Source organism: Promicromonospora sp. AC04, assembly GCF_003058225.1.
GTDB lineage: Bacteria > Actinomycetota > Actinomycetes > Actinomycetales > Cellulomonadaceae > Promicromonospora.
On record NZ_QBUG01000003.1, the window covers coordinates 257,312 to 280,000 of the forward strand.

Annotated in this window: 19 protein-coding genes and 1 tRNA gene; 9 read left to right on the forward strand and 11 right to left on the reverse strand. The window is 70.0% G+C overall.

Going from position 1 to position 22,689, the window contains the following annotated elements; all coding sequences use genetic code 11:
* Positions 1-229 precede the first annotated feature (229 nt).
* Positions 230-1,432 (forward strand): beta-1,3-glucanase family protein, encoded by a 1,203-nt coding sequence (locus C8K30_RS10260; protein WP_108492801.1) that lies wholly within the window; start codon positions 230-232, stop codon positions 1,430-1,432.
* A gap of 86 nt (positions 1,433-1,518) precedes the next feature.
* On the opposite strand, the gene C8K30_RS10265 is transcribed toward C8K30_RS10260, so the two are convergent.
* Entirely contained in the window at positions 1,519-2,535 is a 1,017-nt protein-coding gene (locus C8K30_RS10265; protein ID WP_108492802.1) for a hypothetical protein, read from the reverse strand.
* A gap of 123 nt (positions 2,536-2,658) precedes the next feature.
* Here C8K30_RS10265 and C8K30_RS10270 point away from each other — a divergent pair, with 123 nt between their 5' ends.
* Together C8K30_RS10270 and C8K30_RS10275 are read left to right on the forward strand one after the other, a co-directional pair.
* Complete coding sequence (locus C8K30_RS10270) at positions 2,659-3,198, forward strand: peptidylprolyl isomerase (RefSeq protein ID WP_108492803.1); 540 nt, start codon at positions 2,659-2,661, stop codon at positions 3,196-3,198.
* Between the two features lie 83 nt (positions 3,199-3,281).
* Positions 3,282-4,163, forward strand: a complete 882-nt coding sequence (locus C8K30_RS10275; protein WP_108492804.1) for a rhomboid family intramembrane serine protease — start codon at positions 3,282-3,284, stop codon at positions 4,161-4,163.
* A 161-nt stretch (positions 4,164-4,324) separates the two neighbouring features.
* On the opposite strand, the gene C8K30_RS10280 is transcribed toward C8K30_RS10275, so the two are convergent.
* Positions 4,325-4,597 carry a cell division protein CrgA gene (locus tag C8K30_RS10280; protein ID WP_108492805.1) on the reverse strand — a complete coding sequence of 91 codons (273 nt, stop codon included), beginning with the start codon at positions 4,595-4,597 and terminating at the stop codon, positions 4,325-4,327.
* 214 nt (positions 4,598-4,811) lie between these two features.
* On the opposite strand from C8K30_RS10280, the gene C8K30_RS10285 reads away from it, so the two are divergent.
* Genes C8K30_RS10285 through C8K30_RS10295 form a run of 4 tightly spaced genes read left to right on the forward strand, consistent with a single transcriptional unit; the run spans position 4,812 to position 7,233 of the window.
* Positions 4,812-5,558, forward strand: a complete 747-nt coding sequence (locus C8K30_RS10285) for a DUF881 domain-containing protein (protein WP_233257100.1) — start codon at positions 4,812-4,814, stop codon at positions 5,556-5,558.
* Positions 5,555-6,388: a class E sortase gene (locus C8K30_RS10290; RefSeq protein ID WP_108492807.1), complete on the forward strand. Its 834-nt coding sequence runs from the start codon at positions 5,555-5,557 to the stop codon at positions 6,386-6,388. The genes C8K30_RS10285 and C8K30_RS10290 overlap by 4 nt, the downstream gene beginning before the upstream one ends.
* Positions 6,388-6,546 carry a hypothetical protein gene (locus C8K30_RS30935; RefSeq protein WP_165919547.1) on the forward strand — a complete coding sequence of 53 codons (159 nt, stop codon included), beginning with the start codon at positions 6,388-6,390 and terminating at the stop codon, positions 6,544-6,546. The genes C8K30_RS10290 and C8K30_RS30935 overlap by 1 nt, the downstream gene beginning before the upstream one ends.
* A gap of 9 nt (positions 6,547-6,555) precedes the next feature.
* The gene (locus C8K30_RS10295; RefSeq protein WP_108492808.1) at positions 6,556-7,233 is read left to right on the forward strand and encodes an aminodeoxychorismate/anthranilate synthase component II; all 678 of its coding nucleotides are present in this window, start codon (positions 6,556-6,558) and stop codon (positions 7,231-7,233) included.
* Between the two features lie 54 nt (positions 7,234-7,287).
* Here the strand turns inward: C8K30_RS10295 and pknB are convergent, their stop codons facing one another.
* The 7 genes from pknB to C8K30_RS10330 are packed head-to-tail and all read right to left on the reverse strand — an operon-like array spanning position 7,288 to position 16,871.
* A complete protein-coding gene (pknB, locus tag C8K30_RS10300; RefSeq protein ID WP_108492809.1) occupies positions 7,288-9,300 on the reverse strand; it encodes a Stk1 family PASTA domain-containing Ser/Thr kinase in 2,013 nt (670 codons plus the stop codon).
* Entirely contained in the window at positions 9,301-11,091 is a 1,791-nt protein-coding gene (locus tag C8K30_RS10305; protein ID WP_108492810.1) for a serine/threonine-protein kinase, read from the reverse strand. It lies immediately after the preceding gene.
* The gene (locus C8K30_RS10310) at positions 11,088-12,626 is read right to left on the reverse strand and encodes a penicillin-binding protein 2 (RefSeq protein WP_108492811.1); all 1,539 of its coding nucleotides are present in this window, start codon (positions 12,624-12,626) and stop codon (positions 11,088-11,090) included. The genes C8K30_RS10305 and C8K30_RS10310 overlap by 4 nt, the downstream gene beginning before the upstream one ends.
* Positions 12,623-14,122, reverse strand: a complete 1,500-nt coding sequence (locus tag C8K30_RS10315) for an FtsW/RodA/SpoVE family cell cycle protein (protein ID WP_108492812.1) — start codon at positions 14,120-14,122, stop codon at positions 12,623-12,625. The genes C8K30_RS10310 and C8K30_RS10315 overlap by 4 nt, the downstream gene beginning before the upstream one ends.
* On the reverse strand, positions 14,119-15,645 hold the full coding sequence (locus C8K30_RS10320; RefSeq protein WP_108492813.1) for a PP2C family serine/threonine-protein phosphatase: 1,527 nt from the start codon (positions 15,643-15,645) through the stop codon (positions 14,119-14,121). Before C8K30_RS10320 ends, C8K30_RS10315 begins: the two co-directional genes overlap by 4 nt.
* 7 nt (positions 15,646-15,652) lie before the next feature.
* Positions 15,653-16,144, reverse strand: coding sequence for an FHA domain-containing protein (locus C8K30_RS10325; protein ID WP_108492814.1), 492 nt, complete (start codon positions 16,142-16,144; stop codon positions 15,653-15,655).
* Between the two features lie 10 nt (positions 16,145-16,154).
* On the reverse strand, positions 16,155-16,871 hold the full coding sequence (locus C8K30_RS10330; RefSeq protein ID WP_108492815.1) for a DUF3662 and FHA domain-containing protein: 717 nt from the start codon (positions 16,869-16,871) through the stop codon (positions 16,155-16,157).
* Positions 16,872-17,110: 239 nt separating this feature from the next.
* Here C8K30_RS10330 and C8K30_RS10335 point away from each other — a divergent pair.
* Positions 17,111-17,194: transfer RNA gene (locus tag C8K30_RS10335), tRNA-Leu, on the forward strand.
* A 220-nt stretch (positions 17,195-17,414) separates the two neighbouring features.
* Here the strand turns inward: C8K30_RS10335 and C8K30_RS10340 are convergent.
* A complete protein-coding gene (locus C8K30_RS10340; protein ID WP_146197411.1) occupies positions 17,415-20,168 on the reverse strand; it encodes a hypothetical protein in 2,754 nt (917 codons plus the stop codon).
* Positions 20,169-20,426: 258 nt separating this feature from the next.
* Positions 20,427-21,710, reverse strand: coding sequence for an anhydro-N-acetylmuramic acid kinase (locus C8K30_RS10345; protein ID WP_108492817.1), 1,284 nt, complete (start codon positions 21,708-21,710; stop codon positions 20,427-20,429).
* Positions 21,711-21,781: 71 nt separating this feature from the next.
* Here C8K30_RS10345 and C8K30_RS10350 point away from each other — a divergent pair, with 71 nt between their 5' ends.
* The gene (locus C8K30_RS10350) at positions 21,782-22,630 is read left to right on the forward strand and encodes a class I SAM-dependent methyltransferase (RefSeq protein WP_108492818.1); all 849 of its coding nucleotides are present in this window, start codon (positions 21,782-21,784) and stop codon (positions 22,628-22,630) included.
* The last annotated feature ends 59 nt before the right edge of the window (positions 22,631-22,689 follow it).

Below are 22,689 nucleotides of genomic sequence, written 5' to 3' on the forward strand. Positions count from 1 at the left end.
AAGCCCGGATTCGTCCGGGCTTTTGTCGTTCCCGTGGTTGGACGCACCGCATCAGAGATAACACGTAGGCGCGCCTTGTGGCATCCCCGTACGTTTGGCCTCGACACCCGATTTTTCACCCCCAATCCGGCTCCGACTGCTGACAAGTCAGGACCCCTTCCATATCGTCGAGCGGGAGGGGCGCGCACCACCCAACTGTTTCGGTCCCTCGTCATCCGAGGAGGACAGCGTGTCCCTGACCAGGAAAATCATCGGCACTGTCGCCGCACTGACCGCCACCCTGTCGGCCGCGGTGGTTGCCACGCCGTCGGCCACCGCGGTACCAGACACGATCCCGCTCACCATCACCAACGACTCCGGCCGCGGCGACCAGGTGTTCATCTACGTCCTGGGTGAGACGGGTGGTCAGCTCGGCTACTCCGACGCCCAAGGAACGTTCCACGCCTGGCCCGACGCCGGGAGCGTCCCGGAGCCGGCACCCGACGCGTCGATCGCGGGACCCGCGAACGGGCAGGACGTCACGATCCAGCTGCCCAAGCTGTCGGGCCGCGTGTACTTCTCGTACGGCAGCAAGCTCGACCTCAAGATCGTGAACGACGGCCGGCTCGTGCAGCCCGCCGTGCAGAATCCGAGCGACCCCAACCGGAACATCCTGTTCAACTGGACGGAGTACACGCTCAACGACTCCGGCCTGTGGATCAACAGCACCCAGGTCGACTTCTTCTCCGCGCCCTACCAGACGGGTCTGCGCTCCTCGAGCGGCGAGCTGAAGCGCACCGGGATGCTCAAGCCCGACGGCTGGGGCAACGTCGTATCGGCGCTGTCGCAGCAGGACGGCTGGGACGGTCTCGCGCAGGCCGGCCCCGACGGCTCCGTGCTGCGTGTCCTCTCCCCCGGCCACGGCGTCGGCACGGGTCAGATCGACGCGAACATCCTGTCCGACTATGTCGACCGGGTCTGGAGCAAGTACTCCAGCGAGACCCTTACCGTCGTGCCGTACGGCGACCAGCCGGACAAGAAGTTCCTCGGCACCGTCTCGGGCGACACGATGACGTTCACCGACACCTCCGGCGCCGTCGTCACCACGTTCCCGAAGCCCTCCGGCGAGTCGATCTTCGGATGCGCCGGCGACCTGGCGGCGCCGAACAACGACATCGGCGCCATCGCCCGCACGCTGTGCGCCGGCTTCAACCGGTCCTCGCTGCTCGACAGCACCACGCAGCCCACCCAGGACCCCGCCGGCTTCTACCAGGACCCGGTGACGAACTACTACGCCAAGTACATCCACCAGCAGATGGCGGACGGCAAGGCGTACGCCTTCGCGTTCGACGACGTCGTGGCGCAGGAGTCACTGGTGCACGACGGCGACCCGACCGAGGCGTTCATCCAGCTGGACCCGTTCGCCGGCGCGGCCACACCGATCGGCGGCTGACGCCGGTCCGCTGGTCGCAGGGTGCACAACAGGAGGGCCCGGCCATGACGGGCGGGCCCTCCTGTTGTGCTCGGTGGAGGCCGGGGTCAGTCCCCCTGCTTGGTCTCCCCCGGCGGAACCTGGTCCACGATCGGCTCGTCCTTCGCGGCCGGAGCCGGTTCGGTGGCCTTGGGGTCCGCTGGCTTCGGCGTCGTGCCGGCGGAGCTGTCGGCGCCGCTACGACCGGCCTTCTGCGCAGCGTCGGACACCGCGGTGCTTGCCTTCTGCGCGGTCGACTTCGCCGCGTCGATGACCGGAGCAGCCTTCTCCTTGGCGGCGTCGAACACCGGTGCCGCCTTCTCGAGCACCGGCCCGGCCTTCTCCTTGGCCGCCTCGAACGCGGGGCTCGCGGCCGAGTAGGCCCGGACGCCGAGGTCCTTGGCCGTCTGCGCGGCCTTGGCCCCCGCCTCCTTGCCCTTGGCGACGGCGGAACCCGCCGCCGAGCCGACGCCGGACGAGTGCCTCGCAGCGCCGTCGGAGTAGTCGGCACCCGAGCCCTGCTCCCAGGGCTCGGCCCACGGGTCGGTCTGGGGCTGCGCGCGCTTCCAGAACACATAACCCGCGACGGCGGCGCCACCAGCGACCAGCGCGACGAGCCAGCCCTTCTTTGAGCCCTTCGTGCCGGCCTTGTCCGCCGCCTCGGTGACGGTCTCGGCGAGCGATGCCTTGCCCTGTGCCGCCGCGGCGTTGGCCGCCGCCGCGTTGAAGGCGGAGACCATCTTCGGCAGCAGGTCGTCCACGAGCTTGTCGTGTGCGGAGTCGATGAGCGGCGCTGCCTTCCCCGCCGCCTTCTCGACCTGCGGGGCAGCGGCCTGGAGGCTGTCCTGCCAGGCCTTCTCGGCGCGCGGCGTCAGCCAGGCGATGAAGTCGTTGACGCGGGGCTGGGCCCATTCCTTGGCGTTCGAGGCCCGGTCCTTGGCCTGGGCCGCGATGGACCCCGCCTGTGTCGCGGCTTTGGAGCTGACGTCGGAAAGCAGAGCTGTGGCCTCCGCGGCCTTCTCCTTGACCTTCTCGGTGTCGATCTTGCTCGTGTCCACGTAGTCGGTCACTTTCTTGCGGGTCATGAAACTCCCCCCGAACTGTTCAAATAGTCCTCAAGGTGCCACTCTGCCATCGCCTGCCCTTGCTGGCGAGGGCGAGCGGCGACGGTGCAGCACCAGCGGGCCGCTCCGTGGGAGGATTGATACATGTTCGCAATCCTGCACACCACCTCCGGTGACATCCGCATCGAGCTCTTCCCGAACCACGCGCCCAAGACTGTCGAGAACTTCGTCGGCCTCGCGACCGGTGAGAAGGCCTGGACGGACCCGCGGACGGGTGAGGAGCGCAAGGACCCGTTCTACGACGGCCTGATCTTCCACCGCGTCATCGACGAATTCATGATCCAGGGCGGCTGCCCGCTCGGGACGGGAACCGGCGGCCCGGGGTACACGTTCAACGACGAGATCCACCCGGAGCTCCAGTTCAACGAGAAGTACATCCTCGCGATGGCCAACGCCGGCAAGCGCCGGAACCCGGTCACCGGCGAGATCGAGGGCACCAACGGGTCGCAGTTCTTCCTCACCACCGCCGAGACCCCGTGGCTGAACGGCAAGCACACGATCTTCGGCAAGGTGGCGGACGACGCGTCGCGTGAGGTCGTCGACCGGGTCGGCAAGACGCGCACACGTCCTGGCGACCGCCCGGTCGACGACATCACCATCGAGTCCGTCACCATCGAGCCCTGAGGAACGGCGGCGGCCGTGTCGCCCGGGCTGGATCACGCACGACCCTGAGCACCGAGGACCGAGGGGACTGAGGACGTATCGCGATGAACGACCCGGCCGCCGATGAGCCGACCGAGGCCGCGGCTCCTGTCTGCCCACGACACCCGGACCGGGTGTCCTACGTGCGCTGTCAGCGTTGTGGTCGACCCGCCTGCCCGGAGTGTCAGCGGCCGGCCGCCGTCGGCGTGCAGTGCGTGGACTGTGTCCGCGAGTCGAAGCGGGCTGCCCCCCGCGTACGGACGGTGTTCGGCGGCGCGGCCAGTACCGCGACCGCCGACGGCCGGCCGGTCGTCACGCTCACGATCATCGGTCTCTGTGTCGCGAGCTGGCTGCTGCAGCTGGTGACGGCGGGCAGGTGGACGGAGATGCTGTGGTTCTGGCCCTGGGGCGGCGCGGTCGAACCGTGGCGCTTCCTCACGGCGTCGTTCCTGCACTCCACGTCGCCGCTGCACATCCTGTTCAACATGTATGCCCTGTGGATAACGGGCCAGTTCCTCGAGCCCCTGCTCGGGCGGATGCGCTTCGCGATCCTGTGCCTGCTCTCCGCCGTGGGCGGATCGGTCGGGGTGCTGCTCCTGGCGGGCGACCCGCTCACGTCCGCCGCATGGACGACGCCCGTGGTCGGCGCGTCGGGCATGGTGTTCGGCCTGTTCGGGGCGATGCTTCCGGTGATGCGGCGCCTCGGCCGCAGCATGGGACAGGTGCTCGTCCTGCTCGCGGTGAACGGCGCCATCGGGTTCTTCGTGCCGAACATCTCCTGGCAGGCGCACCTGGGCGGGCTCGTCACGGGTGCCCTGGTGGCGACGGCATACGCGTACGCGCCGAAGGACCGCCGGGCCGTCGTCGCCTGGGTGGTTCCGGTCGTCGGCGTCGTGGTTCTCGTGGGCCTGGCGGTGTGGCGCTACAGCTCGGTGGGCGTCCTGTGAGCGAGCGGCCCGCGCCCCGCCGGAGCCCGGCCAGACATACGGATCCGGACCGGACGAACCAGCTGGCGGTGTGGTACCACTCTCTTTTCCCCAGCTTTACCCACAGCTGTGGATAAATGGGTACACGGCCCCGCGGCCGCCTCGACGCGGCCGCGGAACCGCTACTTCCAGCGGGTCGTGAGGCCGAAACCGACGATGATCAGGCCGAAGCCGACCGCGAGGTTCCACTGGCCGATCTGCGGGATCGGCAGACCGAGGTCAGCGCTCGTGAGGTAGAACGTCACGATCCAGGCGAGGCCCAGGACCATGAGGCCGACCATGACGGGGGCCAGCCAGCGCGGGTTGACCGCCTCACCAGGCAGCGCGATCTTGGCCTCGGCCTTCTCAGCCTTGGACGTGGTCTTCTTCTTGTTGCGGGACTTCGACTCGGGCACGAGGCGGGCTCCTGTCCTGGGGGGTCCGCCCGACGGGTGTGCCGAGCCGACGTCTGCTTGCTCGTGGACTAGCGTAGTGCTCAACAGACCCGAGTCGTGACCAGACGCGTCCGCGGGTTTGTCGAATGTTGCAGGAGGGACGCGTGTGACCGGAGCCGAGCCGACCCCCGCGCCGTCGTCCAAGGGCGGTGTGGCAGGCTTTTTTCGTGCCCGGATGAACGTGGGATGGCGGCCGTGGCTCAGCGTGGGTGCCGTCGCCGTGCTGGCCGGCCTCATGTTCAGCGCCAGCGCCCGGCTGTCCGACGGCGGCGGCGCCGGCAACCGCGACCCACAGGACCTCGCGCAGCTGGTGGACGCCGAGACGGGACGTGTCACCGAGCTCACCGAGCGCACCGGCGAACTGGACCGCGAGATCGAAGCGCTGACCGCGCGCGCCGGCACCACGGTGCCCACGCTGGACCCCGACCTGGTGGACCGTGAGGGCGTGGTGTCGGGAACCGAGCCGGTGGAGGGCGCCGGCCTGACTGTGACGCTCGACGACGCGCCGTCGACGTCGGTCGGTGCGGGCCCGGGCGGTGTGGAGCCGCAGCCCGACGACCTCGTGGTGCACCAGCAGGACCTGCAGCACGTCATCAACGCGCTGTGGGGCGGAGGCGCGGAGGCGATGACGCTGCAGGGCGAGCGCGTGACGTCGACGTCGGCGTTCCGTTGCTCGGGGAACATCCTGCTGCTGCACGGCAAGGTCTTCTCCCCGCCCTACAAGGTGACGGCGGTGGGCGACCCGGCGAAGATGGAGGCGTCGCTGATGAGCTCCGAGGGTGTGCAGACATACCTCGAGTACGTGGACTGGGTGCACCTGGGCTGGGACGTGCAGAGCAGCGACCACCTGGACCTCCCTGCCTACGACGGCGGCGGTCTGCAGTACGCGACGGTTCCCGACGGTACGGAGGTCTTTGGATGACCCACGCGCAGACGGGCCACAACGTGCCCCTGCCCCAGGAGGTGTTCCCCATCGCGTACCAGCGCGGTCCGTCCGGGATGGGACCGCGCAACGCGCGGCGCCCACGGGGGTCGGGGTCCCCCATGCGGCCCGTCGCCTGGCTGATCGGCGTGATGGGCGAGCTCCTCGTGACGGCCGGAGTTGTGCTCGGGCTGTTCGTGGTGTGGCAGCTCTGGTGGACCGACGTCGAAGGCGCGCGTGCGCAGAACGAGATCATCGCCGAGATGGACTGGGACGGCGCCAAGTCGGGTCCCGCAACCGCCACCGAGCACCACGGGCCGCCGCCCGTTATGGAGGAGCCGCCCGAGGCGGGGACCCTCTTCGCGCAGATGTTCATCCCGCGATTCGGGGACGACTACGTCAAGCCCGTCGCGGAAGGCACGGACAAGGCGACGGTGCTCGACACCATCGGCATCGGGCACTACGTGGGCACCGCCATGCCGGGCGACCTGGGCAACTTCGCCGTCGCCGCGCACCGCACCACGTACGGCAAACCCTTCAACCAGATCGCGGAGCTCAAGAACGGCGACCCTCTGGTGGTCCGCACCGAGGACACCTGGTACGTGTACAAGGTGACGGAGTCGAAGATCGTCTACCCGCAGAACGTCGAGGTCATCGCCCCGGTCCCCGGCGTGACCGCCGACCAGCCGATGCCCGAGCTGACCAAGCGGTTCATCACGCTGACCTCCTGCCACCCGATGTTCTCCGCGACCGAGCGGTACATCGTGCACGGCGAGCTCGAATACTGGTCACCGGTGGGCGAGGGCAAGCCGAAGGAGCTGGTGAGCTGATGTACGCGCTGCTGTGGCGGGCCATCCCGGGCCCCGGCTGGTTCAAGTTCCTGGTCTGCCTCGTGCTCGTGTTCGGCGTGGTCGCCGTGTGCTTCACCGAGTTCTTCCCGTGGCTCAGCGAGTACATGCCGTTCAACGACACGACCGTCGGCGCGTAGCATTCCTGCATGACGCGCATCCTCGTCGTCGACAACTACGACTCGTTCGTCTACACGATCGTCGGCTACCTCGACCAGATCGGCGCCCGGACCGTGGTGGTCCGGAACGACGCCGTGCCCACCCCCGACGCAGACGGCCGCTACTGGTACGACGACGGCGACGGCTCCCCCGTGCCCTACGACGGCGTCCTCGTGTCGCCCGGACCCGGGACACCCGCCGAGGCCGGTGCCTCGGAGGACGTGATCCGCGCCTGCGCCCGGTCGCGCACCCCGATGCTCGGCGTCTGCCTGGGACACCAGGCGCTCGCCGAGGTGTACGGCGGCAAGGTGACGCACGCACCCGAGCTCATGCACGGCAAGACGAGCGAAGTGCTCGCGAGCACGAGCGACCTGCACCAGCCCAGTGTTCTCGCCGGCCTGCCGACGCCGTTCACCGCGACGCGCTACCACTCGCTGGCCGTGACTCCGGACAGCGTGCCCGCTGAGCTCGAGGTGACGTGCTCGACGGCGTCGGGCATCGTCATGGGGCTGCAGCACCGCGAGCTGCCGCTGCACGGCGTCCAGTTCCACCCCGAGTCCGTGCTCACCGAGGGCGGGCACCGGCTGCTGGCGAACTGGCTCGAGACCTGTGGGCTCGAGGGCGCCGTCGAGCGGGCAAAGGGAATGGCGCCGCTGGTCACCTCGTGACCAACGGCGCCATGTCCGCGCTGCTCCGACCGGGACGCCCGGTCGGAGCGTGGCTCACGGGATGATGTCCTCGCCGTCGCCTTCCCCGCCACCATTTTCAGGGCCGAGCGAGATCACCAGGTTGATCGTGGCGCCGATCTCGACGGTCGCACCGGGAGCCGGGTTCGAGCTGATCACCGTTCCCTCGGGGAAGGTGTCCGAGTACTCCTCCGACGCCTGCTGGCAGGTGATCTGCACGCCAGTGCACGCGACGTAGGCCTCATCGAGCGTCTTGCCGTAGAGGTCCGCGGGGACTGTCGTCTCCTGGGGAGCCGGAGCCGTCGCGATGTAGACGGTGACGTAGGAGCCCTGGTCGACGTCGCCCTCCCCCGGGTCGGTGCGCGCCACCGAACCCTCCGGGACCTGGTCGCTCTCCTCCTCGTCCCATTGGATGTTGAGGCCGAGGGCCTGCAGCTGCTGCTCGGCCGCGTCGCGAGACTGGCCCACCAGGTTGGGGATCGTGACCTTGCCGCTCGACACGTACAGGACGACCTCCTGGCCCTCCTGCACGGTCTGGCCGGCGCTGGGCTCGGTCTTGGTCACCATGCCCGCGTCGACGTCCGGGCTGTTCTCGGTCTCTGTGCTGCTGTACTGGAGACCGGCCTCGTCGAGCGCGGCCTTGGCCGCATCCTCGGTCTGGCCGCTGAGGTCGGGCATGTTGAACTGCCCAGGGGCGCCGGCGACGTAGACGGTGACCGTCGAGCCATCGGAGACCTCCGTGCCCGCGACCGGGTCGGTAGTGCCGGTGGTCAGGCCCTCGTCGAGGTCGGACTCCTTGTCGATGGCCCGCTGGAACGTCAGCCCGGCGGCCTCGATCTGCGCCTTGGCCTCGTCGGCGGTCAGGCCGTCCGAGATCGCGGGCACGAGGGTCGTCGTCGGCTCCTCGGTGCCGTTGTTCATCAGCATGGCGATGACGATGGCCGCGACGGCCGCCAGGGCGATGCCGAGCAGCCACCACATGAGGGCCCTGCTCTTCTTCTCGGGCTCACGCTGGCCGCGGGTGGGCTGGCCGGGGTACCCGCCGCCGGGCGTGACCGGGCTCTGCTGCGCCGTCGCCGGTCCCCAGTTGCCCTGCGCGGGCGTCATGACCTGCGTGGCGCCGTACGCGGGCGGGCCGGCGACCTGCGTGGCGCCCATCATGGCGCCGACCATCGGAGCGCTGATCTGCCCGCCGCGCATCGCGGCGTTCAGGTCGCTGCGGAACTCCGCAGCGGTGCTGTACCGGTGGTCGCGGTCCTTGGTCAGCGCCTTGAGGGTGATGCGGTCGAGCACCTCGGGGACGTCGGTGGCGACCTCCGACGGGCGCTGCGGCTCCTGGCCCACGTGCTGGTAGGCGACGGCGACCGGCGAGTCGCCCTGGAACGGCGGGCGTCCCGTGAGCAGCTCGAACAGCATGCAGCCGGTGGAGTACAGGTCGGACCGGGTGTCCACCTGCTCGCCGCGAGCCTGCTCCGGCGAGAGGTACTGCGCGGTGCCGATCACGGCGTGGGTCTGTGTCATCGTCGCGGCGGAGTCGGCCATGGCGCGGGCGATGCCGAAGTCCATCACCTTGACCGCGCCCGTGGGCGTGATCATCACGTTCGCGGGCTTGATGTCGCGGTGCACGATGCCCGCGTGGTGCGAGTACTCCAGCGCGCTCAGCACGCCGACAGTGATCTCGACGGCCTCCTCGATCGGCACCGCCGCGCCGTCGGTCAGGATGTCGCGGACGGTGTGTCCCTCGACGTACTCCATGACGATGAACGGCACGTGCACGTCCTCGCCGGCGGCGTTCTGGTGGATGTCCTCGCCGGTGTCGTACACGGCGACGACCGCCGGGTGGTTCAGTGCGGCAGCGGACTGTGCCTCACGCCGGAAGCGCGTGAGGAAGGACGGGTCGCGAGCGAGGTCGGAACGCAGCACCTTGATCGCGACCGTACGACCGAGACGTGTGTCATGGCCGATGTGTACCTCTGCCATGCCGCCACGGCCGATTAGCTCACCGACCTCATAACGGCCGGCGAGTACGCGGGGCGTGTTCTCCACCACTCATAGGTCCTTTGATGTCGTGGCCGTGTGCCTCAGGGCATACGACTCGTTGAGGAGCATCATCCCAGAAGCGGCGAGTGCAGCCCCTGCTGGGGGATTCAGCGTTTCGGCGTAGATTTCGGAGGAACCCCACGGGCCCTGCAGGGCGTTGTCGTCGCCGCCCCCGGTGACCAACATGATGATGAGGACCACGAGCAGCAACGCGACCAGCGCGACGAGCGGCCAGGACACGCGGACCCCAACACGATCCTCGATCCCGTTCACCCAACCTCGGATGTCGGACGACAGACTCCGGCGTCCCTTCCCAGGGTGCCCTCCCGATCGACCCTGCTGGGGGACCTTCCGCCCGTCCTGGCGTGTCGAGTGCAGGTCACGGCGAGAGGGATAGGCCCGCGCCGCCCCGTTCCCGGCCGCGCCCCCGGCCGGTGGCGGCATGTACCCGGGAGCGGCCGGCCGGCCGTAGGCGTCCGTGCCGTAGGCGCCCGACGTCGTGCCGTACCCGGCGGAGTCCGAACCGTACCCGGCGGAGTCCGAACCGTAGCCGGCGGAGTCCGTGCCGTACGCACCAGAGCCGGGACCCCCGGCCGGGGTGCCCGGCCCAGGCGAGTACGGACGCCCATAGGCGTCCGTTCCATAGGCACCCGACGTCGTGCCGTACCCCGCCGAGTCGGAGCCGTAGGACCCCGAAGCGTGGGGCCCGGAGCCGTAACCACCCGCCGGGGTGCCCGAACCGTAACCACCGGCCGGCGTGCCGGGATCGGAACCGGGGTGCGGTGGGGCGGACTGCGCGTTGGCCACAGTGGTGTGCCGACCGCCGCTGCTCTGGCCGAACGGAGCCTGCCGTCGCGCGTGCGACGGGCCGGGCTGCGACGTGCTGCTCCGGCTGCTGCTCGCCCGCGGCGAGGAGGAGGGCTGCTGCCCGTCGCGGCGCGGGCGGCGCGCGTAGCGCGAGCTGCCGAACGGGTCTTCCGCGATCTCCGCGGCGAGCAGGTCGAGGTGCCGCGCGAGCTGGTCCGCCGAGGTGATGCGCTGAGCCGGGTCCTTCTCCAGCATCTTCGTGATGGTCTCCGCGAGACCCGGGTGCACCGAGGTCGGCAGCAGCGGCACAGGTGCGTTGACGTGCGCGATCGCGATGTCGACCGGCGTCCTGCCGGTGAACGGGCGACGGCCCGCCGTCGCCTCGTAGGCGACCACGCCGAGCGCGTAGATGTCCGACGCACCCGTGGCCGACTGGCCCACCGCCTGCTCGGGGGAGAGGTACTGCGCGGTGCCCATGACCATGCCAGTGGCGGTCATGGGGACCTGGTTCTGCGCCACCGAGACGCCGAAGTCCGTGATCTTCACCGTGCCGGAGTGCTCCAGCAGGATGTTGCCCGGCTTCACGTCACGGTGCACCACGCCGGCAAGGTGCGCCGCGTGCAGGCCACGCGCCGTCTGCGCCAGGATCGGCAGCAGCCGGGCCGGCTGGAGCACCGGCTCACGCTCGAGCAGGTCGGCGAGCGGCTCGCCCAGGACCAGCTCCATGACGAGGTAGCCGGCGCCGTTCTCCTCGCCGTAGTCGAACATCTGCGCGATGTTGGGGTGGACGAGGGTCGACGAGTTCCGGGCTTCCGTGCGCAGGCGACGAAGAAAGTCCTCGTTGCCCGTGTACTCCTCGCGAAGCACCTTCACGGCGATCTCGCGCGCGAGCTTCACGTCGCGCGCGACCCAGACCTCGCCCATGCCGCCCATGGCGATGCGCCGCACCAGCGTGTAGCGCTCGCCGAGCGTCAGACCCTCGACCGGCCTCATTGTGCGATCGCCGCCTGCATGATCTTCGCGGCGATGGGGCTGGCCAGGGCGCCACCCGTGGACTCGTTGGTGGACTGGCCCTCGTTCTCGAGCACCACCGCCACGGCGACCTGCGGGTCGTCGGCAGGGGCGAAGGAGGTGAACCACAGCGTGGGTGACCGCGGGTCGTCCTCGGCGGTACCGGTCTTGCCGGCCACCTGGACGCCGGGAATCTGCGCGCCCGCGCCGGTGCCGCCGTCGTCGTTCACGACGCTGACCATCATCTCGGTGAGCGCTTCGGCCGTGGACGACGAGAACGGGCTCTTGTAGCGGTTGGGCTTGGTCTGGCTGACCAGCTCGAGGTCGCTGTCCCGCACGCTCTCGATGAGGTACGGCTCCATGAGGTCGCCGTCGTTCGCGACGGCGGCCGAGATCATGGCCACCTGGAGCGGCGTCAGGCGGAGGTCACCCTGGCCCATGCCCGACAGTGCGATGCGGGCGTCCGCGTCGTCCTTGGCGTTCTCGGACAGGCCCGGGTACTCGCCGATCGAGGTGGACATCGGGATGTCGATCGAGTCGGTGAAACCGAAGTCCTGGAACATCTGCTGCATGCCGTCCTTGCCGACCTCGTCGGCCAGGCCGGTGAACGCGGTGTTGCAGGAGATCTTCAGGGCGTCCTTGAGCGTCATCTCGCCCGTGCCCGAGCAGGTCTCACCACCGAAGTTCTGCACCTGGCCGTTCGCGTCGGACGTGCCGGGAAGCTGGTAGATGTCCGGTGCAGGGATCGAGGTGTCGGGGGACATGCCCTCGTACTCGATGGCAGCGGCGGACGTGAGCAGCTTGAACGTCGACCCAGGCGGGTAGAGCGCGTTGATGGCGCGGTTCACCGTCGGGCCGTAGGCGCTGAACCGCTCCGAGCCGTCGACAGTGTTGACCTGGGGATTCTCGTTCAGGAGCTGGTTGTACGCAGCGGTCGCCTCGGCGGCGTCGTGCACCGCGATGGTGTTCGGGTCGAAGGACGGCTTGGAGACCATCGCGAGGATGGCGCCCGTCTTCGGGTCCAGGGCAACGGCCGCTCCGGTGTAGTCCCCGAGGGCGTCCCAGGCGGCCTTCTGCACCTTGGGGTCGATGGTGAGCTCGACCGAGGAGCCCTGCGCCTCCTCACCCGTGATGAGGTTCTGCAGCCGGTCGAGCCACAGCGAGTCGTCCTCGCCGCCGAGGTACCCGTTCGCGTAGCGCTCGAGCCCTGTGTAGGTGCCCGTCACGGCGAAGAAGCCGGTCAGCGGCGCGTACACGGCGGCAGCGCCGGCGTCACCGCCCGAATAGGTGCGCTGGTACTTGAAGTTGTCGTCGACCGGCTCGGAGGTGACGATCGGCTCGCCACCCACCACGATCGGCCCGCGGTCGCGGCCCAGCTCGCTGTAGATGTTGCGGAAGTTGCGGGGGTCCTCGTTCAGGTCGCCCGCGCTGACGAACTGGATCCAGGTGGTCGCCACCATGAGGCTGAGGAACATGGCCATCACGATGGTCGACAGGCGGCGCAGGGTTGCGTTCACCGGTCCACCCCCCGAACGATCTGGGTGGCCTCGTCGGGCGTCGTGCCCCGGCCTGCCCCGGCCTCGGTCCCCGCCTGCACGGGGCCTGCGCCCCCTACTTCGATGGCGTCGCCGCCGCCCATAGCGGGAGCCGGGTCGGCCAGGGCGCCACGGGTGGGCAACGCCGACGGACGCCGGGCAGCGTCGGAGATGCGTAGCAAGAGTGCGATGACTATCCAGTTCGCGAGCAGTGACGACCCGCCCTGCGCGATGAAGGGCAGGGTCAGGCCGGTGAGCGGGATGATGCGGGTGATGCCGCCGACCACGACGAAGAGCTGCAGTGCCATGACGAACGCGAGGCCGCCCGCGAGCAGCTTGCCGAAGCCGTCGCGGACGCCGACCGCGTGCCGCAGGCCGCGCTGCACGATCACCAGGTAGATCAGCAGGATCGCGAGCAGGCCCGTCAGACCGAGCTCTTCGCCGAGCGCGGCGTAGATGAAGTCGGAGTAGGCGAACGGCACGCGGTCCGAGTACCCCTCACCCCAGCCCGCGCCGAACATGCCGCCGTGGGCCATGCCGAACAGGCCCTGGACGATCTGGTACGAGCTGCCGAACTCGCGGTCGTAGAGGTCGGGGTTGAGCGGGTCGAGCCAGACGTCCACACGGGCCTGCACGTGGCTGAAGATCGACCAGGCGACCACGGCGCCCGCGGCGAACATGGTGAGGCCGATGACTATCCAGCCCACCCGGTCGGTGGCGAGGTACAGCATGCCGACGAACAGGCCGAAGAACAGCAGCGAGGTACCGAGGTCCTTCTCGCCGATGAGAACGGCCAGGGACACGGCCCAGACGATCAGGATCGGGCCCAGGTCGCGCAGGCGGGGAAGCTGCAGGCCCAGGAACTTCTTGCCGGCCAGCGCCAGGGTGTCCCTGTTCGCGACCAGATAGCCGGCGAAGAACACCGCGAACGCGATCTTGGCGAACTCGGCGGGCTGCAGCGAGAACGGGCCGATGAAGATCCAGATCTGGGCGCCGTTGATCTCCCTGCCGAGCCCGGGGACCAGGGGGAGGACCACCAGGACGATGCCCACGATCATCGCCGTGTAGGTGAGGCGGCGCAGGCTGCGGTGGTCGCGGATGACGAAGATGATGGCGCACGCGAGGAGGATGCCGATCGCCGACCACATGATGTGGCGGGGCGCGTTGGCGCCGACCATCATGTCCAGCGGCGAGAGGTCCAGGCGCAGGACCATCGCCATGCTCACGCTGTTCAGCAGCACCACGGCCGGCAGGATCACCTGGTCGGCGTAGGGCGCGCGGAGCCGCAGCACGATGTGCGTGGTGAACGCCAGCGCGGCCAGCACTATCGAGTAGGTCCAGAACCCCTCGGGCAGGCCGTCCTCGAGGGAGTAGCCCACCATCCACATGCCACCCATGCCGAGCGCGAGCGCGACGACGAGCAGCACGGCCTCCGCGATACGCGCCGGGGCGTTCTCCTCGGGCCGGAGGGCGCTCATCCGTTTGCCCCTTCAGCGGACTCGTTCGACGCGGTGGGCGTGGACTTGGGCGACGAGTCCCCGCTCGGCTCGTCGCTCGTGCTGGGTGACGGCGAGGACGAAGGGGAGGGCGAGGACGACGGCTCGGTCTCCCCGGCGGCGTCCGAGATGAGGCGCTCGGCGCGCCCGCGGGCGTCCTCGAGCGACGTGGCCCGGATGGTCTCGTGCAGACGGTCGGCGACGAACACGGGCAGCTCGTCGACCTGGGTGCCCGTGAGCTCGACCGGTGTCGAGAACGTCAGGGGGCCAACCGTCGCCGGGATGCCGCGGAACACGGCCACCTGGCCGTCGGCCTCGCCCACGTAGTACTGGGTCTGGGTCCAGCGGTAGCCGCCCCAGCCCGCCAGGCCCAGGCCCACGACGAGCAGGAGGGCGCCGAGCACGGTCAGCCAGGCGCGCTTCTTCGGCGCGGTCGTCGCCTTGTCGGCCTCGTCGTCCAGGCCGTCGTCGGGCTGGATGTCGGGCTGGTACTGCTCCTCGTCGGTCGAGCCGGCGATCATTGCCTGCTCGAGCGTGTCGGCAAGGTCGTCCTGTGCTGCGGGGTCGGGCAGGACGCCCACCGCCACGGGCGACGTCGCCTGCTGTCCGCCCGGCGCGGTCGCGGCCCGGCTGAAGCCGGTCACGGTGTCGCCGTCGATGTCGGCGCCGGGCAGAGCGGTGGCGGACGGCGCGCCGCCGCCCGCCGCGGTCACGCCAGCGAGGGCTGCCGAGCCGACGATCTCGGGGGTGACGGTGGCGGCCGTGGTGGCCGCCGCGCTCTCGTCCAGGACGTCTGCCACGACGACGGTGATGTTGTCGGTGCTGCCCGCACGCATGGACATCGAGACAAGGCGCTCGACGGCGTCCTGCGGGGCGGGGACCGAGATGAGGACCTCGGCGATCTCCTCGTCGGGGACGAATCCGGACAGGCCGTCGGAGCAGAGCATCCAGCGGTCGCCGGGTACCGCCTCACGGATCGACAGGTCGGGCGTGAGGTCCAGGTCGAAGTCGCCGAGCACCCGCATGACGACGTTGCGCTGCGGGTGGGTCTCGGCCTCGTCGGGGGTGATGCGGCCGGTGTCGACCAGGTGCTGCACGAAGGTGTGGTCCACCGTGACCTGCGCCAGGGTGCGGTCCCGCAGCAGGTACGCGCGCGAGTCGCCCAGGTGGGCCATGGCAAGCGTGTTGCCGGACTTCAGCAGCGCGGTGACGGTGGTGCCCATGCCCGCCAGGTCCGGGTCGGCCGTCGTCGCATCGACGAGGTCCTGCCGGGCGCGGTCGATCGAGCGTTCCAGCTCGGACATCGACTGGTCGGAGCTGTGGTCGGGCCGGTCGAGGCCCACCAGGGCCGCGATGGTCAGCGCGGACGCGACGTCGCCGCCTGCGTGTCCGCCCATCCCGTCGGCCACGACGAGGAGGTTGGGCCCCGCATAGGCGGAATCCTGGTTGTTGGAGCGGACGAGGCCGACGTCGGAGCGCGCGGCATACCGCAAGGTCACGGTCACGTGGTGGTCATCCCTGGAGCTCGACGACGGACTGTCCGATCTGCACGCCCACACCTGGAGCGAGCGGGATGATGCCCTGCACCCGCTCCTCTCCGATGTAGGTGCCGTTCGTGGAACCGAGGTCCTCCACGAACCACTGGCCGCCCTGGGGGAAGATCCGCGCGTGGCGCGACGACGAGTAGTCGTCGTCCAGCACGAGGGTGCAGCTCGGTGCGCGGCCGATCAGCACACCGGACGAGGTGAGCGGAATGGTCGTCCCGGTGAGCGGGCCGGCCACCACGACGAGCCGCGACGGACCACCGCGCTGGGGCGCGCGGGGTGCGCCGCCACCGGGGGTCGGCGTCGGCGTCGGCCCGGCGAGCTCAGGCCGGCGACGCCGGCTGCTGGACGTGCGAGGTCCGGCCAGGTCGCGCCGGAGCACGGCGACGGCGGAGAGCACGAACACCCACAGCAGCACGAGGTAGCCCAGCCGGAGCAGGGTGAACGTCAGCTCGCTCATGTCGGATTTTTCACCAGTCCTCGTTGTCCGAACCGGACGCACTGCCGGTCCAGAACATGATGCGGGTACGGCCGATGGTCATCGTGTTGCCATCGAGCAGAGTCGCGGCTGGGACCTGGTGGCCCTCCACGTACAGGCCGTTGGTGGAGCCCATGTCGGTCGCGACGACGCCGTCCGGCGTCACGCGGATCTCGAGGTGACGCCGGGAGACCCCCGGGTCGTCCACCACGATGTCCGCTTCGGCGTCGCGCCCGATGACGGTCACGGGTCCCGTCAGCAGGTACCGCTGACCATCGATGTCGATGAGCGGGTGCCGGCCGGTCGGCGCGCCGGAGGTCGCCGGGGCGACGCTTCCCTGCACGCTGCGCGAGCGCACGGTGAAACGGCCGGGTACCAGCTCGTACTGTTCGTCGAACGTCACGCTCACGGGACCCACGAACGCATAGTGCTGCGTCGCGGCGTATGCCGTGATGTTGGACGCGAGCTCGTCGGCGAGGGTCTGTGCGCCCCACGCCTCGATCTGGGCGAAGTCGTCGGGAGCGAGCTCGATAGTGAACTCGTTCGGTGCGACGGTACGGTCGCGTCCGACGACCGCGGCACGGTCGTCCAACTCACGCCGCAGCCTGCTCGCCAGCTCGACGGGTTTCACTTCGCCACGTCCCACCTTGGCGAACGCGTTGTTCATCATGCGCTCCACGCTCTTCTCGAAGCGGTCCAGGGCGCCCATGCCACCTCCTTCCAGGGTCTGCGCCGGGCAGACTACCTAGATCGTATAGACCGGTAGGTCCCCGCAGACTCCAATACTGTGGATGTCCTGCGGATCTTCTCCGATCTTCCCTCAGGTGGCGCGGCGAGGAGAGACGTGGGCGGATCCGCACGCTACTAGACCTGCGGCGGGACGTGAACCACTTCACCGTTATTGGATTCGGAGTGGGCCTCTGTGCCGTGCTAGCCTCATCCAGCAGCGCGCGAGTGGCGGAATAGGCAGACGCGCACGGTTCAGGTCCGTGTGCCCGAAAGGGCGTGGGGGTTCAACTCCCCCCTCGCGCACGTTGTACGCAAGGCCCCGACTCAGAGAGTCGGGGCCTTCGTCATACCTGGACCCGGGTCTAGGGAGGTGCCTGACATGGGTACTTCTCCCCAGAGATCCGGCCCGTCAGGCGGGGTCCGAGACCTTCGGTCGCCTCGGGTCCCGCACTCCCAGGAACGGCCGAGGCAGCAACATCCCGCGGATGTCACTGCCTCGGCAGACCTGGGACTGTCCCGCGTGTCAGCGGATCGTCGCAGTCCGGAAGCTCGTCACCGACTTGGTCGTGTAGCCGGTCCGGGAACCGATCACCGTGACCGTCAGCTGCTTGCCGCGGGCTCGCGACGGGATGACGAACCGGTTGCTCGTCCGCGTCGCTATCGTCACGCCGTCCGCCTTCCACACGTACGTGTCCGACGACGGCGCCGGCGACCAGGATCCACGATTTGCCGTCAGGGTCGACCCGACCCTCGTCGTCCCCGTGATCGTCGGCCGCGGCGCCGTGAAGGTCCCGGACGCGACCGTCGCGGTCGCCGCGCTGGCCACGGTCTTCGTCGTGTACCCGGTCCGGGAGCCGATCACCGTGACGGTCAGCCGCTTTCCCTTGGCGGAGGCCGGCACCACGAACGTGCTGGTTGTCCGCGTCGAGATCGGGACCCCGTTCGCCTTCCACACGTACTTCACCGACGACGGCGCGGGTGACCACGTTCCGCGGCTGGCCGTCAGCGTCCTGCCGACCTTCACCGTGCCCGTGATCGTCGGCCGCGGGGCGGTGAACGTGCCGGGAGCGACGACGGCGGTGGGGGCGCTGGTCGCCGACGCCGTCGTGTAGTACTGCCGGTCACCGATCACCGTGACCGTGATCTTCTTGCCCGCTGCTGAGGCCGGTACCGTCAGTACGGAGCTCGTCGCATCCTTGATCACAACGCCGTCGGCCTTCCAGACATGCTGCACGCCAATCGGCTCGGGCGCCCATGCACCGCGCTCGGCGGTCAGGGCCGCCCCGACCTTTGCCGTGCCGCTCACCGTCGGTGCGGCTGTCGTGAACAGCGCGGGCAGCACAGTGACCGTCTGCTCGTAGCTCGACGGGAGGGCACCGAAGCCTCCCTCGTACTCAAAGAGGTAGTGGTGCGTACCCGGTACCGGCTCGGCCCACGTCTCGAAAGCGCCGGTGCCGTCCTCGACCGTCGCACCTGTCGCGTACCGGCCGTTGAGCGACAGCCGAACGACCCCCTGTGCGGAAAGCTCCTCCGCGTCGACGGTGAACGGGATCCTGTCGGGGATCTGGCCGTAGCGCCAGGTTGTCGGCAGGTCGACCCGCAGGGTGCTCACCGCCGGCTCCTGCACGACGACCGTCCCGCTCCAGTCACCACGATCGATCGCGCCCCAGCCGCTGTAGCCGAAGGCCACGGTCCAGGTACGTGGTTCGAGGCTCAGGTTGTTGACGCACTCGCGGCCTGAGAATCCGCCGCTGATGCTCTTGGTACTGTCCTCCGCCACGCTCATGCTGAACCCTCGGCCCCACAGCGGGGATCCGTCTACCGACTCCACATCGAAGCAGAGCGTCCCCTCGTTGGCGGTCTGACGCCATGTCGTGAGTCCGGAGGTCACGATCCGCACCGGGCTCGGCTCCGCCACGTCTGCCGAGGTCGTCGCCGTCGTGGTGGCGAACGGCGATCCGGTGAACACGGCCGACACGTCCCAAGTCCCCACCCCGTCACCGGGCTCCAGGAAGGTGTTGACGGCGATCCTGGCGGCTCCGGTCAGCGTGGATCGCCTGGGCGATCGGTCCTCGATCCCCTCCGGGTCGATCGTCCGGACCGAGATGTGCCCGAACGCGGCAGTCCCGTCCGCAGTGCGGATCGTCAGGTCGACATTCAGGTCGTCCGTGACCCGGAGCGGCCTGTCCGCCGGTTCCGCGACGTCCGCGGTCACCTCGACCGGGATCGGATCGCCGACCATGATCGCCCAGTGATGGCTGTTGTACGCCCCGTGCTCCACGGCCGAGTACGTCCCCCGCTCGGCCGGCAGCGCCGGGAGCTCGCCGTCCTCGCCGCTCAGTCCCCACCGGAGGATCGTCCCGTCGTCCAGGACCGCGGCGCCCTGCCCGGCACCCATCGCAGCCAGCGAGACTACCGAGCGGCCGTCCGGCACCGCCGGCGGCTGCGCGCCCATGATCGCCACGATCCGACCGTCCGACGTGGCAGCGAGGATCTCGTCCTCCGACTGGTCGACGCCGACGAAGCGGGTACCCGCGCTCGGCTTCGCCACGACCGTCTCGCCGGACTTGGCGCAGTAGACCAGGGCGCCGTCGGATCGGAGCGCCGCCCAGAGCGGGTAGTCAGGAAAGCTGCTGATCGCCGTGTACCGAAGGCCCGCACCCGGCCGGCGTCCGGCTGCACACCTGGCACCGTCACCGCTGAGCGGAGCGATGACGCCGTCGGACCTCAGGGCGTCGTACCCGGACACCGCCGTGTAGACCGTGCCGGTCGGAGGAGTCAGCACGACATTTCCGGAGGTGTCGACGACCACGCCGTCAGACCGCAGGAGCCGTCCAGCGCTCGCCGAGATCGCCGTGTACGAGGTTCCCGCAGGAGGCGCGGACGGGTCGAGCATGCCTGCCGAGTCGTACCCGTCGACGAGTCCGTCGCTGCGTAGGACGAGGAGCTCGCTGTTGTACGACGAGATGGCCGTCGCCTGGACGCCGTCAGGCAATGCCTCGGGAACCACGTCCATGGCTGGCTGGTACGCCCACTCCCGATCACCCCACATCACCACCTGCCCGCCGTGCGGGCTCGGCATGCCCTCCTGGACGAAGGCCGGGTCGAGCGCTTCGGTGAGGGCCGCAGGAGCCGTGTTCGACGCCGCCGGCGTGGCCTGGGCGGGAGCCGCACCGACAGTCGTCACGGCAAGGCCGAGGGCGAGGCCGGACGTCAGCGCGGACAAGCAGATCCGCCGGGCCGACAGAAGAAGCCGCAGGTGAATGGAAGTTGGCATCGAGCACTCCGGGAAAGCAGGGCGCATGATCCATGCGCGCGAAAGGTGGGGCATAGGTGTGTCAGCGGCGGTCAGCGGATGGTGGCTGTGCGGGAGCTCGTGACCGACCTGGTCGTGTAGCCCGTGATCGTCGGGTTGCGCGGAACGACAAGTCGCGCGACTGTATCCAGCGCAACACACGCATTCCCGCCAAAATGGGGCCTCCTGCCGTTTATCACCCGGCGAGATGTCGTCGGCGGCATCCGCGAGACCGCAGGCTCAGGCGGGGTGGGCGATCTCCAGCCGCGTGGGCAGGGCGCCGGCGGCGGCCCGGCCCGGCGGGAAGCGCCCGTCCGCCCCCGGCGTCACCGAGCCCAGCACGCTCGGGCGCCGCGCACCCGTCGGACCAGGCAGCACGCCGGGCAGGCCGTGCCAGGTGTGCCAGCCCAGCACCGCGAACGCCAGGGCCTCCTTGGCCTGGCTCGGCACACCCAGCTCGTCGGAGGTCCGGACGGCGACACCCGGCAGCTCGTCCCGGAGCGCCGCCATGAGCACGGGGTTGCGGGTACCCCCGCCGGAGGCGACGACCTCGGTGGCGGTGCGCCGGACGGCGTCGGCCACGGTGCGGGCGGTGAGCGCCACGAGGGTGGCGAGCAGGTCCTCCGGCGCCGACAGCGTGGGCCCGAGGCGATCCAGCAGGTAGCCCAGGTGGAAGAGCTCCTTGCCGGTCGACTTCGGTGCCGGGCGGGCGTAGTACGGATCGTCGAGCAGGCGCTCCAGGAGGTCGGGGAGCACCCGCCCGCGGGCGGCGAGGGCGCCGTCGGCGTCGAAGGCGAGGCGGCCGCCGGTGACGTGCCGCGTCGCGGCGTCGAGCAACGCGCAGGCGGGGCCGGTGTCGAAGGCGAGCGGGGTCTCGAAAAGCTCGACGGCCGGGGAGGCGGGCTTGCTCGCCGGCGAGTCGGGCGCGACCGCCGACGGCAGCACCGTCACGTTCGCGATGCCACCCAGGTTGAGCGCAACAGGGGTGCCGGGACGGCCCGCGAGCCACAGCGCGTCGAACAGGCCGACCAGGGGAGCGCCTTGCCCGCCCGCAGCGACGTCGCGGGTGCGGAGGCCCGAGACGACGGGCAGTCCCGTCGACTCGGCGATCCACGCGGGCTCGCCGATCTGCAGGGTGCCGCGCACGCCGCCGCCGTCGGACGCCCAGTGGAAGACCGTCTGGCCGTGCGAGACGACGAGGTCGGCGCGGCCGTCGCAGAGCTCGGCCACGGCGCGCGCGGCGACCTCGGCGAAGGCCTGTCCGATTCCCGTGTCCAGCCGGCACACGGCCTCCATAGTGGTCGGGGACGGGGGAAGGGCCGCCACGAGGTCGGCGCGGAGCGCTGCCGGGTAGGGGACGGAGAGGTGCCCGAGCGGCGTGAGCATCAGCGTGTCGTCGGCGAGCCGCAGCTCGCACGCGGCGGCGTCGACGGCGTCGTGGGACGTGCCGGACATCATGCCGACCACCCGGAGCGGAGGCGTCTCCACCGGTGGCAGCCCTTTTCCGAGTATCTGATCCCCCATCGGAACGACTCCTCCGGTCGTGTTTACGCCACTGTTAGCCCTTGCTCCCCGTTTGCGCCACAATCTCCCACATGCTTGACGTCTCGATCGCCCCAGCTCCGGCGCCGGACGCGCCGTTCGAGGACCACATCGAATGGGCGCGCAACGCCCCTGCGACTCCTGCAACACCCGCGGCGCTGTTCACGCGCGGTCTCGACGACGCTCCCGTCGACGACCGTCTCATGATCGACGCCCCGAAGTGGGACTACCCCGCCCTCGCCCGCGAGATCGTGCTCAAGGCCCGAGGGGCAGTGCTCGACATCGGCACCGGTGACGGCGACTTCTTCGCGGGCCTCGGCCCGCTCCCGAGGGGTTCGGCCGCGACAGAGCTCGGCCCGGCCTTCCTCGCCGCCCGACGCCGCCTGGCGCCGCTCGGTGTGGAGGTGCGTCGGGTCGAGCCGTCCTGGACGGGTGACGTGCTGCTGCCCTTCTTCGACGGCCAGTACAGCGCGGTACTCAGCCGGTTCAGCACCATCGACCCCGACGAGGTTGGCCGGGTGCTGGAGCCGGGCGGGATGTTCCTCACCGAGCAGGTGGACACGCGCGACGGGATCGCCCTCAACAATGCGCTGCGGGTGCCGCTCGGCTGGGACCCGGACGGTGTCACTATCGACGTCATCTCCGACGGTCTCGTCGCCTCCGGCCTCGAGATCGTGGAGGCCACCGAGTACGCGGGCACGCGCACGTTCAAGGACCTGTCGTCCGTGCTCTGGTACCTGCGGATGGCGGCATGGCAGGTGCCGGACCTCGCCGACCTCAGCCCCGCCGCCGTCGCGCGGCACGAGGCGGCGCTGCGCGGTCTGCACATGCACTTCGCGACGGGCAACGTGCTCGTCGACGAGGCGCCACGCATCCTGGTCACGGCTCGCCGGCCGTTCTGAGCGCGACGGAGCCCCGCCGGTCGAGCTCGTCGAGACCGAGGTCTTGGCGAGCCCGGCCG

What these genes read in the sequence shown, in the direction of transcription:
- C8K30_RS10265 (WP_108492802.1), bottom strand. Translation starts at nt 2,535, where the DNA reads ATGACCCGCAAGAAAGTGACCGACTACGTGGACACGAGCAAGATCGAC.
- C8K30_RS10285 (WP_233257100.1), top strand. Translation starts at nt 4,812, where the DNA reads ATGAACGTGGGATGGCGGCCGTGGCTCAGCGTGGGTGCCGTCGCCGTG.
- C8K30_RS10345 (WP_108492817.1), bottom strand. Translation starts at nt 21,710, where the DNA reads ATGGGGGATCAGATACTCGGAAAAGGGCTGCCACCGGTGGAGACGCCT.
- C8K30_RS10270 (WP_108492803.1), top strand. Translation starts at nt 2,659, where the DNA reads ATGTTCGCAATCCTGCACACCACCTCCGGTGACATCCGCATCGAGCTC.
- C8K30_RS10275 (WP_108492804.1), top strand. Translation starts at nt 3,282, where the DNA reads ATGAACGACCCGGCCGCCGATGAGCCGACCGAGGCCGCGGCTCCTGTC.
- C8K30_RS10315 (WP_108492812.1), bottom strand. Translation starts at nt 14,122, where the DNA reads ATGAGCGCCCTCCGGCCCGAGGAGAACGCCCCGGCGCGTATCGCGGAG.
- C8K30_RS10350 (WP_108492818.1), top strand. Translation starts at nt 21,782, where the DNA reads ATGCTTGACGTCTCGATCGCCCCAGCTCCGGCGCCGGACGCGCCGTTC.
- C8K30_RS10290 (WP_108492807.1), top strand. Translation starts at nt 5,555, where the DNA reads ATGACCCACGCGCAGACGGGCCACAACGTGCCCCTGCCCCAGGAGGTG.
- C8K30_RS10325 (WP_108492814.1), bottom strand. Translation starts at nt 16,144, where the DNA reads ATGAGCGAGCTGACGTTCACCCTGCTCCGGCTGGGCTACCTCGTGCTG.
- C8K30_RS10305 (WP_108492810.1), bottom strand. Translation starts at nt 11,091, where the DNA reads ATGAGGCCGGTCGAGGGTCTGACGCTCGGCGAGCGCTACACGCTGGTG.
- C8K30_RS30935 (WP_165919547.1), top strand. Translation starts at nt 6,388, where the DNA reads ATGTACGCGCTGCTGTGGCGGGCCATCCCGGGCCCCGGCTGGTTCAAG.
- C8K30_RS10330 (WP_108492815.1), bottom strand. Translation starts at nt 16,871, where the DNA reads ATGGGCGCCCTGGACCGCTTCGAGAAGAGCGTGGAGCGCATGATGAAC.
- C8K30_RS10295 (WP_108492808.1), top strand. Translation starts at nt 6,556, where the DNA reads ATGACGCGCATCCTCGTCGTCGACAACTACGACTCGTTCGTCTACACG.
- C8K30_RS10340 (WP_146197411.1), bottom strand. Translation starts at nt 20,168, where the DNA reads ATGCCAACTTCCATTCACCTGCGGCTTCTTCTGTCGGCCCGGCGGATC.